Genomic DNA, 14,394 nt, shown 5'->3' with positions numbered 1-14,394 from the left:
GCGCCCTTAGCTCAGCTGGATAGAGCGTTTGACTACGAATCAAAAGGTCAGGAGTTCGAATCTCTTAGGGCGCGCCATTTAACTGTTTTACAATAGATATCGGGATGTAGCTCAGCTTGGTAGAGCACCTGGTTTGGGACCAGGGGGTCGCATGTTCGAATCGTGTCATCCCGATACGCATGCACGGCTTCGTGTAAGTCTTGATCTTTCTGCACTCAAGGCTTGCACGGAGAATTTGCGGGTGTAGTTCAATGGTAGAACTTCAGCCTTCCAAGCTGATAGCGTGGGTTCGATTCCCATCACCCGCTCCATACATAAAACAAACGCCGAAAGGCGTTTTTTTGTTATGGAGCGGTAGTGTGGGAGAGAACCCATGCAGCGTGGGTACGACCGTCCGTGCCGGCTACACTGAAGGAACTCACTCAGGACGCGCGTCAACATTTACCTCTGCGCGGGCCGAAGGCCCGCTTATTTAATCGAGATGTTGAGTATTCCCATCACCCGCTCCATACATAAACATAACGCCGAAAGGCGTTTTTTTGTTTTAGAGCGGTTGTGTGGGAGAGAACCTACGCAGCGTGGGTACGACCGTCCGTGCCGGCTTCAGTGAAGGAACCCTGCTCAGGACGCGCGTCAACATCTACCTCTGTGGCGGGCCGAAGGTCCGCTTATTTAATCGAGATGTTGAGTATTCCCATCACCCGCTCCATACATAAAACAAACGCCGAAAGGCGTTTTTTTGTTATAGAGCGGTAGTGTGGGAGAGAACCCATGCAGCGTGGGTACGACCGTCCGTGCCGGCTACACTGAAGGAACTCACTCAGGACGCGCGTCAACATTTACCTCTGCGCGGGCCGAAGGCACGCTTATTTAATCGAGATGTTGAGTATTCCCATCACCCGCTCCATACATAAAACAAACGCCGAAAGGCGTTTTTTTGTTATGGAGCGGTAGTGTGGGAGAGAACCCATGCAGCGTGGGTACGACCGTCCGTGCCGGCTACACTGAAGGAACCCGCTCAGGACGCGCGTCAACATCTACCTCTGTGGCGGGACTAATCCGAAGATTTTCCCATGGTGCAACCTTCCATATTTTCTTTGCGTCTGTAGGAAAGACAAGACCAAATTTTCCCGAAGAAGGTGTGGCTAGATGAAGAAGAAACATGTTGTATCTGGAAGTGTTGCAGCCCTGGCGTTATCCCTGGCGATCGGCGGGTCCGTGTTCGCGGCAGGAGAGGGCTTTACGGATTTGGCGGGAGTCGCCGGTGCCGATAAAATCGCTGCGCTCCAGCAGCAGAAGCTGCTGAAGGGCGACAGTGAATCGACCTTCCGGCCGCAGGCACATATGACAAACGCGGAAGGCGTTCAGCTTCTGGCAAACTTGCTGGCTGACGTGCCGGTTACGAAGGCAGCCGAGGGAAGCGAACCCGCAGCCCTGACAAATGTGAAGACAGGCGCTTGGTTTGCTCCTGCTTTTCTTACAGTTACGAACCATGGCATCGCCCTTCCGGCTGATATTGACCCTTTTCAACGCATGACTCGTGAAGCTTTCACGCAGTATCTGATCGAGACGGTGGAAAAGAAGGGCAACCTGCCGATGATCAATTTGGTACCTAAAGACATCGCGGATGACAGCAAAATGACTCCTGAGTATCAAGGGGCTATTCAGCGGGCGCTCGCCTGGGGGATTGCCGACCTGGACAGCAGCGGCAACTTCCGTCCCCAAGATCAAGTGACCCGGTCTGAAGCAGCGGTCATGGTATACAATGCGCTTGAATTTTTGAAAACGCACAATTACCCTAAGCCGGAATAAAAGAGTCGGAAACGGTCTTTGTTGTCAAACGGAAACGAGATCCGTCGATGAAACACAGCCGCAAGGCACGGCGAATATCGACAAAAAAGTCACCCTCGCAAAGGGTGGCTTTTTTTGTTGAGAAGACGCTTTTTAGAAAAATAGGAGCCGATCGAGAAAAGGGGGAAACCTCTTTTTTCTGCTATAAAAAAAGGACAAGTCTCCCTAAAACCGCCTCTTGACTATCCGGCTGCGGAGGCGTAATATTACTTAAGTATTTAATGATTAAGTTACTAATTGATTAAAAAATTATCTATTAACAAATAATTAATTAGTGTCCTAATGTAACTGCGGCAATACGACGCGGATGGCCACAGATCCATACCACGCCAAGGAGGTCAACCCTTTGTCCAGAAATGAACAATTGTTTGAAGTGGCGGCGATGTTCCGGTCGCTGCTGAAAAGTATGTCCCATGAATGGAACAAAAACAGCGCCAAGCAGTATAATCTGACTTTTCCCCAGTTTCAGGTATTGTATGCATTGAAGCTCCGGGGCCCACAGAAGGTATCCGAACTGGCCGAAATGCTTGGCCTGACGTCTCCCGCCATAACGAGTTTGACGGATAAGCTCCTTGCTTCGGGTTATGTAAACCGGGAAAGGGCCGAGAACGACCGGAGGGTCGTGTATACCTCCATTACAGAGCAAGGGATGTCCACGATCGGGCAAATCGTTGAGGACCAGCAAGAAATCATTACGGTGTTCTTTGAAATGTTGTCCGAAGAGGATGTACAGCATTTGAGAAGGATCTTCTCTTTAATGCTTTTGAATATAGATCATCATGAAGCATAGAGGTGAAAGAGGTACATGGAGCATTTAACGCTGAAGCGTAAAGTAACCATCATGATCGCGATTATGGCGGCGATGTTTTTTGCGGCCATTAACCAGACGATCACAAGCACGGCGATGCCGCGCATTATCGCGATCCTGGATGGTATGGATTACTATACATGGACGATTAATATTTATTTGTTAACTTCGACGATTGCGACGATTCTGGTCGGTAAATTGTCGGATATGTTTGGACGCAAGCCGTTCATTCTGATCGGCATCCTATTTTTCATGTTAGGCGCGTTCTTAACCGGTACTTCGGATAATGTGTACCAGTTCATCATTTATCGCGGGATTCAGGGGATTGGCGCCGGTATCATCCAATCGACGGCCTTTACGGCGGTAGGGGATTTGTTCCCTCCGCGCGAACGCGGCAAATGGATGGGCCTCATGACGGCGGTGTTCGGTTTCTCCAGTGTCCTGGGACCGACGCTTGGCGGTTATCTCGTGGATCATATCGACTGGCACTGGCTGTTCTGGATCTTCCTGCCGCTTGGCGTTGTCGCTTTTATTATGATTCTGACGCTGTTTCCAAAAGTGGACCGCAAGCACGGACAGAGCGTCGATTACGTAGGTTCTTTGTTCCTGACGACGACGATCGTTCCGCTGCTTCTTGCCTTTTCCTGGGCAGGTACCGAGTACGAGTGGGGCTCTTGGCAGATTCTTAGTCTCCTTGGAGCAACCGTTGTATCTGCACTCATTTTTATTTATGTGGAAACCTTGGTGAAGGAACCGATTCTCCCGCTGCATTTGTTTAAAAACGGCGTGGTGACGGTCTCGAACTTGATCGGCTTTATTATGAACTTTGGCCTGATGGGAGCCATGATTTATATTTCCTTCTACGTGCAGGGCGTGCTGGCTATTTCTCCGACTTATGCGGGTTACGTCACGATTCCGATGTCGCTGTGTATGGTCATCACGAGTGCCATTACCGGTCAATTGATTGCCAAAATCGGGAAATACAAGCGTTTTGCCCTGATCGGGATGCCGGTTATGATTATTGGCATGGGCCTGATGATCTTTATGGATAACATCGCGATGACGATCGTCAGCACGATCATTTTCGGTATTGGCCTGGGCCTCGGGATGCCGGTCTTCTCGCTGGCAACGCAAAATGCGGTGTCGCATAAGGAACTCGGTGTCGTTACCGCATCGACGCAGCTGTTCCGTAACCTTGGCGGTACGATCGGTATCGCTGTGATGGGTACGGTAATGTCGAACAGTTTGACGAAACATTTGAAAGAAGCGCTGCAGTCGCCGAGCGCTCCGGACTTCAGTTCCCTGGATCCGAAGACGGCACAAGGCCTGCTCGCCTTCGCCAATCCGCAGACACTCATGAACAAGCCACTGGTCGAAAAGACGGAAGCGAGCCTGCCGGAGCAAGCCAGAGCACTGTTCGTGCAAATGATCGACAGCATCCGGCACGCGCTGGGTGATACGCTATCTACCGTGTTCCTTACAGGTACGCTGGTGCTTGTTGTGGCTCTGATCCTCGTGTTCTTCTTGAAAGAACTGCCGCTTCGTTCCACCAACCAGACGCCGGAAGCGAACGCCCCGTCGGGGAATGCAAACGTGAAGCCGGGCAAGGCAGTAACGGCCGAATAATCCGTTATTGACGGTATCATAGATCGATAACATTGCTGAATATAAAAAGCCTGGGCGAAATGAATTCGCTCCAGGCTTTTTTCGATAGGCGGGGGCACGGGGCCCCGTCTTATTGAAATTTCACGACAAGCGCATTGCTGATTTTCCGGCCGGGAGTGGTCAGGTACTTGCCGTTATAGTACAAACCGCTGGAAGCACCGCCATCCAGGTTCATGGCCTGGTAGGCTCCGGCCTTCTTCATGATTTCCGCCAGCTGGGGAATGGTAGCTCCCCCGGTGGTCAGCAGGATCAGCCGGTGATCCCGGGTCAGGCCGAGCGCGCTGCGGGCGCCTCCACCGGTAAGAATCTTTGGATCTTTAAAGCCTTCCTTCTTCACGTTCAGCGAAACTTTGCCGTTCACCAGCAGCCGTGGCCCGGCCTGAAGTCCGCCATCGATCCATCCCTGCTCAAAGGCTTGGCCAAAATCGGGACCGGCGATGATTCGCGCCAAGTGGTTGGCGTCATAAGCGAAGATCGAACGCTTGTCGCCGGGGCTTGGCATCTTGACGGTGCCATGGCTCACGATATAGCCGTATGGAGCCTTGTAGGCGCCGCTGGTATAAGCGTCAAAAAAGGTGCCGTTGACGGCTACCTTTGCGCCGCTGCGCTTGGCGATGCTGGAAAGGTCTTCGACCTTGCCGGTGGTATTCCCGGCGAGTACGACATCCAGCTGAATTTTCGGATGCAGCAGGTCGATCGTCACCGTCTGGGCGGAAAACGATCTGCCGCCGACCTTATACGTTTGGCGTGCGCTCACGATCGGGTTTTTCAGGGCTTGTCCCACGTTTCGGGTAACGTAGGGGAGATACTGTTCCACTCCTTCCCTGGTCAGCTTGACGGCTGCTTCGTCCTTCTGCCAACTGGCTTCAACGCCGAGCTTGCTGACGATGAGCGACAGCGGTACATAAACCGAGCCGTTCTCGCGGAACGGGGCGGCGGCAAGAGCGAGGCTAGCGCCGTCTAAAGAAGCGGACTTCTGCGCGAGGTGAAGCGTCAGGCGGTGGTTGCCCTGGAAAATGTCGAGCTGCTTGGCGGCGTCGTTCCACTGGGTGGTTACGCCTTCGAATTCGCTCAGGGAGCGGAACGGCAGGAAAGAATAGCCGGTTTTTGCATCGACGATCACGACGTTTTTGACGGCCGAAGCGGCGGAAGCAGGCGCGGATGGCGCAAGGCACACCCAGGTAAGGCACATGATGAGTACTGCGGTTAACCATTTTTTCATGCTGCAAAAATATCCCCTTTGTCTCGAAATATAAACCAATGTTCAGGAAATCATTTCCTTACTAGTATATCGGCTTACAGAGCGGGAACTTTGAGCCGGATGTCATCAGGTTTATTTGCTAAACTATGCTGGGCGAAGCCGGACAAGCTCTCGATAGTGCAAGTATAAAAAAAGGAGGAACTTCGATCAACGAAGCCCTCCTTTTTCAATCCGCCTTGTCATCGCAGCGCCTATTCCGCTACGCGCACGTATACCCGGTCTCCGTGACGGTCGACCTCCACCGGGGATTCGAACAGGTCGCTGAGTGTGTCCGCGGTCAACACGTCCTCGGTCCGACCGCTGCAGACCGCCTCGCCGCGTCTCATCAGCAGCACGTGGCTAAACGCCGGCAAAATTTCCTCCGTATGGTGCGTAACGTAAATGAGCGTCGGCGCGTCCGGCTGCAGGGTCAGCTCCCGGATGCTGTCCAGCAGCTTCTCCCGGGAAAACAGATCCAGCCCGTTGCACGGCTCGTCCAGAATCAGTATGCGTGGATCGGCCATCAGCGCGCGGGCAATGAGCAGCTTCTGCTTCTCGCCCTGTGAGCAGGTGCGGTATTCGCGGTCCCACAAATGGCCGCAGTTCATCGTTTCCATCAACTCGCGGGCACGGTCGAAGTCCTCATCGCTCGTTTTGTCGTACAGGCCCACCGTGGCGTGCTTGCCGCTGACGACGATGTTCTGGGTGCGGTCCGATCCGTACAGACGCTCCTGAAAGGAGTTGCTGACCCAGCCGATCGATTTGCGCAGCTCGCGCAGGTCCACTTCCCCGAAGCGGTGCCCCAGCACGCTGACCGAGCCCTCGGATGGCCAAATATAACCGTTGACGATGTTCAGCAGCGTCGTTTTGCCCGAGCCGTTCAGGCCCAGCAGCGCCCAATTCTCACCGGGCTTCACCTGCCAGCTTACATTTTTCATTAACGTATGTTGCCCGCTTCTCCACGTAATGTTCTCGATATCGATGATCATCAGGTTCCCTCTCTCTCTTGATCCGCAGTCGGATACATGCTGTTCTTCACATGTTAAAACAAATCACGATCCTGTCAATACCTGAGCCGTAGAAACGGCAGAGGATAACGTCTCCAGGATGCTCTGATCACTGGCCCCGTCTGACGATTTCCTTACATCATACAACGCGGGGAAAAGGGCTGTCGCCGCGATAATTGCTGAACGGGGGAAGCATTTTTTGCTATAATGGGCATCAGACAGCCGGAAATCGGGGCCTGATCCGGCCAAGCCGTCAAGCCGATGGGGGATCTCACGTGCTTGTACGACAGGCAGGGGAACAGCGGGTCCGCAAAGGAGACATTTTTATGAAAAGGGAAAGCTTTATTCAGCCGGATGTTGCAGGCTGGCTGCAAAAGTTTCATTTTTCGATCCCGATCAAGGTGCGCTACTGCGAGACGGATATGCTTGGACATGTGAATAACGTCAGCTATTTTATGTATTTTGAACAGGGCAGAATCGAATACTTCGAGCAGCTCGGGCTGTTTGCCGACTTGTTCGGCGAGGAGAAGGTGATGGTGGTTGCCGACCTTGAATGCCAGTATCTCGCCCAGATGTACCGAAGCGATCCAGTGCAGCTCCACGTGCGGGTGGCGTCGATCGGACGCTCCTCCCTGGACATTGAGTATGCCGTCGTCGCTTCAGGGGCACTGAAGGCGGCCGGACGCGGCGCGGTCGTGCTGATCGAAACGAAGAGCGGGAAGAGCACTCCGCTGCCGGAGGAAATCAAGGAAGCCATCCGGGCGTTCGAAGGAACGGGTCTGGCGTAATAGCCGTCTGCTTGGATGAACGTAACTGTGGATGGGGAAAAAGATGCAGAAGCAGATAGGAGCAAATGCTAGTTATGGCAAAGCAAAAATTTTACGTCGTCTGGGAAGGGCATAAGCCGGGAATCTATACGTCTTGGCCCGAATGCCAGGCTCAGGTGAACGGGTATACGGACGCCAAATACAAGTCCTACGAATCGCGCGCGGAGGCGGAAGCGGCTTATGCGGGCGGATGGAAGAAAAACTGGGGCAAAGCCAAGGCGTCGGGCTCAGCCGGAGGTTATACGTCCAAAGCAGCCAAATCCGGCAAGCCGTCTGCGTCGGCATCCTCGATGGAAGAGATCGATTACGACAGCATCTCGGTGGATGTCGGTACTCGCGGCAATCCCGGCCCGGTCGAGTACAAAGGCGTCGATACGCGGACCGGGGAAATTCTGTTCTATGTCGGACCGGTTGAAAATGGAACGAACAACCTGGGCGAATTTATCGCGATCGTCCATGCACTGGCGTATTTGAAGCAGAAGGGCAGCAAGAAGACCATTTACACCGACTCGAAGACGGCGCTGGCCTGGGTGCGCAACAAGAAACCGGCGACGACGCTGGCCCGTACCGAGAAGACGCGGAAGATTTGGGAGCTGACGGACCGCGCCGTGCAGTGGCTGCACGAGAACAAGTACGAGAACAAAATCGTGAAGTGGAAGACCGAGGAATGGGGCGAGATCAAGGCGGATTTCGGCCGGAAATAATACGGAAAAAGAGCCCGGAGCAGCTTAGAAGCGCTCCGGGCTCTTTGGTTTGGAGAGAGTATGGGTTTAGGCGAAAGTATAAGCATGTATGTTCGCGACCGCTTGTATTTTTTGCGTAAGTATGTGTTTACGCGTACCTGTACTGTGCTTTTTCGTCAGAATAGGGTTACGCGCGTAAGCCTTTATGTCCGAGTATGCTTGTAGTTTCGTTTCGAGCAAGCGTGTGTGAGTGCGAGTACGCGTGCGTTTGAGAGAAGCATGTGTTTGTGAGATGGGGGCGTGTGTCTCGGGTAGAGACAGGCTGCCCCTGCCCGCTAGTTTCCTTCCGGCTGGCCGTAATCCAGAACGACCATTTGGTGGCACTGCCACTCCGGCAGCTCATACGTCACGAGGCCGTTCTGCTGCTGGAAATCGATAGGAGTCATCTGCGGCACCAGGTATACGCCGGTGACCGGCTCGGAAATCCGCAGCTCCGCGGTTGTTCCGCGGATCGGGAGCAGGTCCTCGATCACTTCGATGTTACGACCGCGCTTCACCGGCGAGGCGTACAGCGAATGATGGACATAACGCTTCTGGTCCGGCTGATGCTGAACCGTTGTTACGCCCTGAGCGGGAAGGTTCGTACGCAGCGTCTTCTCCGGCAGCAGACGGTTCAACGCGTACAGGACGGTTTCCTTTAAAACGAGGCTTCCCTTGGAAGCATAATCTTCGAACACGTTCCAGGCGATATAAATTCCGTTCGCATGCTCCACCATGCCCGGCCCGCCGTACTCTCCGCTGTTCGGTGTATGCTGATGGGAGCAGAACGTGAACGCGTCGCGGTTAAAATACGGATTTTCCCGTTTGCCAAGCTCGGTTCCGCCCTCAGCAAGCGTCACTTTCTGCCCCTCCGAATAGAAAATAAACGCCGATTCCTGCAGGCTCGCCAGCGGATGCTGCGGATGGTAGTAGTCCGGACGGAACGGATTGACGCCGGCGTGGCGAACGCCCAAGTCGAGGGCAAATCCGCTGCCGTCCGGCTTCAGGCCCGACTCGCCTGTAGCGAGGATGCGCCCGCCACCGGCCAAAAAGCTGTCCAGCTTGGCCAGGATCGCATCGTTGATCCGGATCCGGTCGGGCAGGATCAGGACGGCATACGGGCTGAAGTCGGCTTCCAGGTCGACGACGTCGAACAGGATATGACCTTCCAGCAGCATGCGCACCGCGCCGGCGTCCGGATCGCCGGTGAAGCTGTCGTGGCCGCCGGTCGCCTGATGGGTGCCGGCCGCTTCCACCGACAGCAGCGCCACGTCGGCGACGTTGACGGCGTCACGGCACCACGCTTCTTTGGCTTCGACCTCGGCATAGGCGGCGCCGATCAGCCGGTAGGTGGCTTCATCCATCGCCCCCAGCGGATGCAGCTGGTCCCCGATGGAGCAGGCGGCGCCGTTCGCCAGGCTGAGGGCGGCTTCATACCGCAGGGCGTTCGGGTGCTTATAGCCGCCGAATTCGCCCCAGGTAGTATGAAACTTGCCGGTCATGCCCAGGAACGGCATGCCCAGCGTCTGGGCGTAGCGGGCGGACAGCGGGAAATGGTCGTAGCCCCAGCCCCCGGTCGGCAGCGACTCCAGCTCGAGATGCGAGTTCATGTGCGCAAGGTCGCGGCGTCCGCGGCGGATGTGGCCGCCGTTATGGAAGATCGGCAGCCCCGGTTTGTGCCGGTGCACCGTTTCTTTAACGCGGCTGGTATAATTGGCGTAAGTTTGCTCCCAGAGCGGGCGCATGGCGCTTTTGTCCCGCGGGTCGATCCCCTGTTCGCGGGCCGCCGCTACGCAGTTGGCGCAGTAGCACTCCCGCACCCCGACGATGTCCAGAAAGATGCCGGCGGCATCATAGCGCGCCGCGACTTCTTCAATCTGGGACAGCAGAATGTCCAGATAAGGCGTATTCAGGCAGAGCTGGTGGTATCCCGGCGTGAACAGGTCGCCTTCGTGGCTGAAGCGTTCACGGATGAGCCATTCGGGATGCCGCACGGCGAGCCGTTCGTCAAGGCCGGCGGACAGGTAGACAGGAGTCCGTACCCCGATCTCGTGGGCGGCTTCAATCATGGCGCCGAGCAGGTCGAAGGACAGTCCCGGATGCGTGACGTTCGCCTCGGAGGGATGGTATGCCCATCCGTGATGGCATTTGGAAAAAACGGTGATCGAATCCACATGGCCAAGCTTCAGCGCCTGCTGAAACTGTTCCTTGCTGAAGCGGGAGCCGATGGGATGAATCGCTTCGGACGTATGAAAGTCGAGATGAACCTGGCGCATACGCATGGTAGATGTTCCTCCATTCAATAAGCAGAGATTTGAAAACGGCATTACACATACCCCTAAGGTAAAGGAAAATTGGTACCGCTTCCATGCGGAATAGCGACTTTGTTCTGTCCGATATCGACTTTTGAGAAATGACCGGATCAGCATTCTATGCTAGGATGAATTTAATGATGAGGAAGATCTGCCACGATATCGACTTGAGCAGGAGGTAGAGGAAGCCCATGAAATGCCTCGAGCTGGCGATTCCGCCGCTGCCGTCGCTTCTGACCGTCGGGCGCGCCGTATGGGCGCCTGGAAGCCGGCATCAGACCCGCAGCTTTGACGCCTACGATCTGATTCTGGTCAAAAAGGGCGCCATGTATATGCGGGAAGACGATACCGAATATGTCATTCAGGACGGCCAGCTGCTGCTGCTCGAGCCGGGACGTACCCATTCGGGCACTCAGGCTTGCTCGGAGCCGACGGCGGTGTATTGGGTGCACTTCCGGCACCCGGAGCCCCTGCGCCGGATGGAGGCGGAGGATATTCCCTGGTCGGCGGTGCTCCCTCAAGGGCAGGACAGCGACGAGCATCCGGCAGAGCAAACGATGTATCTGCCCAAATTCGGAGATGCCCCTTTTCACCTGCTCCAGCCTTTGCTGGACCGGATGGTGGAACTGCATCGCGGTTTTGCCGTGGAGCAGTCCTTGAAGCTGCAGGTGCTGTTCTGCGACCTGCTGGAGCTGCTGCAGGCGGATTTGGGGCGCAGGCCGGGCTCGCGCTCGGCCGCTCTCGCCCGGGAGACGGTCAGCTATCTGCAGCGCAGCTGGAATGAGCCTTTTCGCTCGGAGGAGCTTGAGGAGGCGCTGCATTTTCAGTTCGACCACATCACCCGCTGCCTGAAAAAGTATACGGGCATGACGCCACTTCAATATGTACAGCATTTGCGAATCAGCCAGGCGATGGTCCTGCTGGAGCAGACGTCGCTGACGGTGCAGGAAGTGGCGGAGCAGGTCGGCATTCCGAGCGCGAGCTTTTTCGGGAGGCTGTTTCGGGACCGTACGGGTATTTCCCCGGGGCAGTACCGCCAGCGCCGTCAGAGCCATTTGTAGAGAGTGGCGGTGGACAGGATTGGAGCCGGGAAGGCTTTCTTTGACCGCATGGCGAAATAGAGAAGCGGACCTCTTTTCGAAAACACAACCTCGAAAGAGTGCCGCACTCTGTAGAATGAACTTAAGGAGGACGGTATGTCGACCATCGAAGTGCTGGATCAGGGCTATGTTCGTTTAGTGAATCATATGGGATCGGACTTAACCGTCGTGAATGCGGCCCGTGTCTCTTATGCTAAGCAGTCGCTGGAGTTGAACGAAAGGGACGTGCGGCTTATCAAGTTCCTTGCCCGCGAAGGGCATACGTCGCCTTTTCGCCATGCCATCGTTCAGTTTGAGGTCTATGCCCCATTAATGGTGGCCAGACAATGGTGGAAATACGTAGTCGGATCCGCCCATTATGAGGGGACCGGCGACAGCTTGGAGGCATGGAACGAATCAAGCCGGCGATACATAACAGAGGACCCTGCATTTTATATCCCCAAGGCAGGCGAGTGGAGGTCCCAACCGGAAAACTCCAAGCAGGGCAGCGGCGGAGAGGTGGCTTGGGAGCTTGGCGTGAAGCATACCCAACAGCTGATGGGTTATGTGGAGCTGGGCATTTCCAAGTACGAAGCAGCTTTGGCGGACGGCATTTGCGCAGAACAGGCCCGGTTGTTCCTTCCCGCTTACGGGATGTATGTACGCTGGTACTGGACGGCGTCGGTTCAATCCGTCGCGCACTTCCTGTCTCAACGGCTGGAGCATGATGCGCAAAAAGAAATCCAGGAGTACGCGAAAGCGGTACTCGAGCTGATCAAACCGTTATTTCCCGTTTCGCTGGGGGAGCTCCTTGGAAATGAGGAATAGCCAATGCAGCTCATCTCATATCGGTTGGAATGTTCAAGGAAATCCGGGTTCACCAGAGTTGGGCTCAAGGGGTGAAAGAAGATGAAAAAGTTGCTGCTCATCTCTTCTTTGCTTCTGCTATTATTTCTCAGTGCATGCCAAAACAAGTTTAGTTCGGATGCTTGGATTGATCATCCTGGGAAGCGGTACCGTATGGTCGAAGATTTGCTGGTAAAAGGCGACCTTAAAGGAATGACACAAGACGAAATTATCAGTTTATTGGGAGAGCCTGAGCAAAGGATAACGAGCCCCGTTCCTCAGTTTGTTTACTATTTGGGAAGAGCGGGGTTAGGGGTTGATGATCTTCTGTTTAAACTGCAGTTCGATGCAAACGGAAAACTGGAAAGTCATGAAATGACCCATGACTAATAGTTTAACATTCGTAATCTAACTTTGAGGAGGAATAATCACATGCCGAAAACGATCCAATGGGGTATTTTGGGAACGGGCTGGATTGCGTCGCAGTTTACAAAGGATCTTGCTTTTGCGGAAAATGGGGTGGCAGCGGCCGTTGGCTCCAGAACGATGGACAGTGCTTCGCGCTTCGCCGCTGACTATGGAATCGGGAAAGCATACGGCAGCTACGAAGAGCTGGCAAACGATCCGGACATTGACGCGATCTATGTCGCGACGCCGCATCCTGCCCATAAGGAAAACGTCCTGCTGTGTTTGAAGGAGGGCAAAGCGGTATTGTGCGAAAAGCCCTTTACGGTGAACGCGGGCGAACTGGAGGAGGCCGTATCTTATGCCAAAGAGAACAAGGTTTTTCTGATGGAAGGCATGTGGACGAGATTTCTTCCGGTCATCCGCAAAGTGAGGGAATGGCTGGATGAAGGGCGGATTGGTGACGTTCAGCTCGTCAAAGCGGATTTTGGATTCCGTGCCGGCGTCAATCAGGAAGGCAGACTGTTCAATCCGAGCCTTGGGGGCGGGGCGCTGCTGGATGCCGGGATTTACCCTGTGTCTTTTGCATCGATGATCTTTGGGGCTGAACCGGAGGAAGTGTTGAGTACCGCTCAGATCGGCAGTACCGGCGTGGACGAGCAGTTCTCTCTCCTGCTGTCCTATGGCCCAGGCAAAACCGCACAGCTGAACGGGGCCATACGCCTGAATATGGATAATGAAGCATGCATTTACGGCACGGAAGGGTATATTCGCATTCCTTCCTTTTTGAACGCAACCAGAGCTGCGTTATATGTCAACGGCAGTGAAGAGATTTTTGAAGATGACCGGACATCGCTCGGGTATGCGTTTGAAGCCGAGGAAGTGGCAAGATGCCTGGCGGAGGGGCGGACCGAAAGCTCGGTCATTCCGCTTGAAGAGTCGGTGGCGATTATGAAGCTGCTCGACCGGATCCGGGGTCAATGGGGACTCCGTTATCCGTTTGAGTAAAATTAGCCATCATACCATGGGGACCTGCTGCCAGTACAGGAGCAGGTCTTTATGTGTCTACACTACTTAATCAACAACCTTTTTACGGTTTATTACGGCTGAAACAAGGGAGAAAATACCGAGGGAGGAGATCAGAAACAATACGGTTACATCCTGGATATAAACATAAATAGCCCCAACTAACGCTAACCCGGCTGCATTAAAAACAGCAAGTCTTGTCACAAGCGATCTTCTTGCGAATGCTGCCGCAGCGAAATGAAAAAAACTTACCACGGCATGAAATCCATACAGGATCAAAAAGAAGAACACAAACACGACAAAATCCCCCGGGCCGCTAACGTATGGGGTATCGGATACCAGCGAATGGTTGATATGGACGACAAGGGCACCGTTTAAAATGCTTAGAACAAGGGAGATAAGGCAGAGGTTGACCACCAGTTCTTTTTTCGCGATATCCATGATATAACTCCTGAATTTGGCTTTTTCTATATCATAAACCAATCTTGGCTGGAAAGCCTAGACTGGGGCTTGTCGAAGATTTGTCACTTTTTGCTGGTTTCAGAGCGATAAGGACAGGTACTATAATAGCTGTACATCCATGACGAAGGTCGGCTATCCGATTAC

Annotated in this window: 13 protein-coding genes and 3 tRNA genes; 12 read left to right on the top strand and 4 right to left on the bottom strand. The window is 54.3% G+C overall.

Features of this window, described 5'->3' with window-relative positions:
* The 6 genes from C7820_RS33235 to C7820_RS33210 all read left to right on the top strand — a co-directional run bounded on the left by C7820_RS33235 (position 1) and on the right by C7820_RS33210 (position 4,285).
* A tRNA-Arg gene (locus tag C7820_RS33235) sits at positions 1-77 on the top strand.
* Positions 78-100: 23 nt separating this feature from the next.
* Positions 101-174: transfer RNA gene (locus tag C7820_RS33230), tRNA-Pro, on the top strand.
* Between the two features lie 63 nt (positions 175-237).
* Positions 238-311: transfer RNA gene (locus C7820_RS33225), tRNA-Gly, on the top strand.
* Between the two features lie 838 nt (positions 312-1,149).
* A complete protein-coding gene (locus tag C7820_RS33220; RefSeq protein ID WP_116234596.1) occupies positions 1,150-1,812 on the top strand; it encodes an S-layer homology domain-containing protein in 663 nt (220 codons plus the stop codon).
* 385 nt (positions 1,813-2,197) lie between these two features.
* Positions 2,198-2,641 carry a MarR family winged helix-turn-helix transcriptional regulator gene (locus C7820_RS33215; protein WP_116234595.1) on the top strand — a complete coding sequence of 148 codons (444 nt, stop codon included), beginning with the start codon at positions 2,198-2,200 and terminating at the stop codon, positions 2,639-2,641.
* 15 nt (positions 2,642-2,656) lie between these two features.
* The gene (locus tag C7820_RS33210) at positions 2,657-4,285 is read left to right on the top strand and encodes an MDR family MFS transporter (protein WP_116234594.1); all 1,629 of its coding nucleotides are present in this window, start codon (positions 2,657-2,659) and stop codon (positions 4,283-4,285) included.
* Positions 4,286-4,394: 109 nt separating this feature from the next.
* Here C7820_RS33210 and C7820_RS33205 read toward each other — a convergent pair whose 3' ends face one another.
* Positions 4,395-5,546, bottom strand: coding sequence for a phosphodiester glycosidase family protein (locus C7820_RS33205; protein WP_116234593.1), 1,152 nt, complete (start codon positions 5,544-5,546; stop codon positions 4,395-4,397).
* 230 nt (positions 5,547-5,776) lie between these two features.
* On the bottom strand, positions 5,777-6,553 hold the full coding sequence (locus C7820_RS33200; RefSeq protein WP_116234592.1) for an ABC transporter ATP-binding protein: 777 nt from the start codon (positions 6,551-6,553) through the stop codon (positions 5,777-5,779).
* Between the two features lie 293 nt (positions 6,554-6,846).
* On the opposite strand from C7820_RS33200, the gene C7820_RS33195 reads away from it, so the two are divergent.
* Both C7820_RS33195 and rnhA read left to right on the top strand, forming a co-directional pair.
* On the top strand, positions 6,847-7,359 hold the full coding sequence (locus tag C7820_RS33195) for an acyl-CoA thioesterase (RefSeq protein WP_258875813.1): 513 nt from the start codon (positions 6,847-6,849) through the stop codon (positions 7,357-7,359).
* Between the two features lie 74 nt (positions 7,360-7,433).
* Complete coding sequence (gene rnhA / locus C7820_RS33190) at positions 7,434-8,102, top strand: ribonuclease H (protein ID WP_105445107.1); 669 nt, start codon at positions 7,434-7,436, stop codon at positions 8,100-8,102.
* A 314-nt stretch (positions 8,103-8,416) separates the two neighbouring features.
* Here the strand turns inward: rnhA and C7820_RS33185 are convergent, their stop codons facing one another.
* Complete coding sequence (locus tag C7820_RS33185) at positions 8,417-10,402, bottom strand: alpha-amylase family protein (protein ID WP_116234590.1); 1,986 nt, start codon at positions 10,400-10,402, stop codon at positions 8,417-8,419.
* A gap of 221 nt (positions 10,403-10,623) precedes the next feature.
* Between C7820_RS33185 and C7820_RS33180 the strand changes: the two genes are divergently transcribed.
* The 4 genes from C7820_RS33180 (at position 10,624) to C7820_RS33165 (ending at position 13,770) form a co-directional block, all read left to right on the top strand.
* A complete protein-coding gene (locus C7820_RS33180) occupies positions 10,624-11,493 on the top strand; it encodes an AraC family transcriptional regulator (RefSeq protein ID WP_089548607.1) in 870 nt (289 codons plus the stop codon).
* A 135-nt stretch (positions 11,494-11,628) separates the two neighbouring features.
* Entirely contained in the window at positions 11,629-12,339 is a 711-nt protein-coding gene (gene thyX / locus C7820_RS33175) for an FAD-dependent thymidylate synthase (RefSeq protein WP_116234589.1), read from the top strand.
* An 81-nt stretch (positions 12,340-12,420) separates the two neighbouring features.
* Positions 12,421-12,747, top strand: coding sequence for a hypothetical protein (locus C7820_RS33170; protein ID WP_116234588.1), 327 nt, complete (start codon positions 12,421-12,423; stop codon positions 12,745-12,747).
* A gap of 42 nt (positions 12,748-12,789) precedes the next feature.
* A complete protein-coding gene (locus C7820_RS33165) occupies positions 12,790-13,770 on the top strand; it encodes a Gfo/Idh/MocA family protein (protein ID WP_116234587.1) in 981 nt (326 codons plus the stop codon).
* 66 nt (positions 13,771-13,836) lie between these two features.
* Here C7820_RS33165 and C7820_RS33160 read toward each other — a convergent pair whose 3' ends face one another.
* Positions 13,837-14,229, bottom strand: a complete 393-nt coding sequence (locus tag C7820_RS33160) for a hypothetical protein (RefSeq protein ID WP_116234586.1) — start codon at positions 14,227-14,229, stop codon at positions 13,837-13,839.
* Positions 14,230-14,394 lie beyond the last annotated feature (165 nt).

The sequence above is a fragment of the Paenibacillus sp. VMFN-D1 genome (genome assembly GCF_003386155.1).
GTDB classification, from domain to species: domain Bacteria; phylum Bacillota; class Bacilli; order Paenibacillales; family Paenibacillaceae; genus Paenibacillus_AQ; species Paenibacillus_AQ favisporus.
Note: the sequence above shows the minus strand (reverse complement) of the source record. Positions and strands in the feature narration are given on the sequence as shown.

Bases quoted from the DNA above. Each gene is read 5' to 3' on its own strand.
- rnhA (WP_105445107.1), top strand. From the start codon at position 7,434: ATGGCAAAGCAAAAATTTTACGTCGTCTGGGAAGGGCATAAGCCGGGA.
- C7820_RS33200 (WP_116234592.1), bottom strand. From the start codon at position 6,553: ATGATCATCGATATCGAGAACATTACGTGGAGAAGCGGGCAACATACG.
- C7820_RS33180 (WP_089548607.1), top strand. From the start codon at position 10,624: ATGAAATGCCTCGAGCTGGCGATTCCGCCGCTGCCGTCGCTTCTGACC.
- C7820_RS33160 (WP_116234586.1), bottom strand. From the start codon at position 14,229: ATGGATATCGCGAAAAAAGAACTGGTGGTCAACCTCTGCCTTATCTCC.
- C7820_RS33220 (WP_116234596.1), top strand. From the start codon at position 1,150: ATGAAGAAGAAACATGTTGTATCTGGAAGTGTTGCAGCCCTGGCGTTA.
- C7820_RS33210 (WP_116234594.1), top strand. From the start codon at position 2,657: ATGGAGCATTTAACGCTGAAGCGTAAAGTAACCATCATGATCGCGATT.
- thyX (WP_116234589.1), top strand. From the start codon at position 11,629: ATGTCGACCATCGAAGTGCTGGATCAGGGCTATGTTCGTTTAGTGAAT.
- C7820_RS33205 (WP_116234593.1), bottom strand. From the start codon at position 5,546: ATGAAAAAATGGTTAACCGCAGTACTCATCATGTGCCTTACCTGGGTG.
- C7820_RS33165 (WP_116234587.1), top strand. From the start codon at position 12,790: ATGCCGAAAACGATCCAATGGGGTATTTTGGGAACGGGCTGGATTGCG.
- C7820_RS33185 (WP_116234590.1), bottom strand. From the start codon at position 10,402: ATGCGTATGCGCCAGGTTCATCTCGACTTTCATACGTCCGAAGCGATT.
- C7820_RS33170 (WP_116234588.1), top strand. From the start codon at position 12,421: ATGAAAAAGTTGCTGCTCATCTCTTCTTTGCTTCTGCTATTATTTCTC.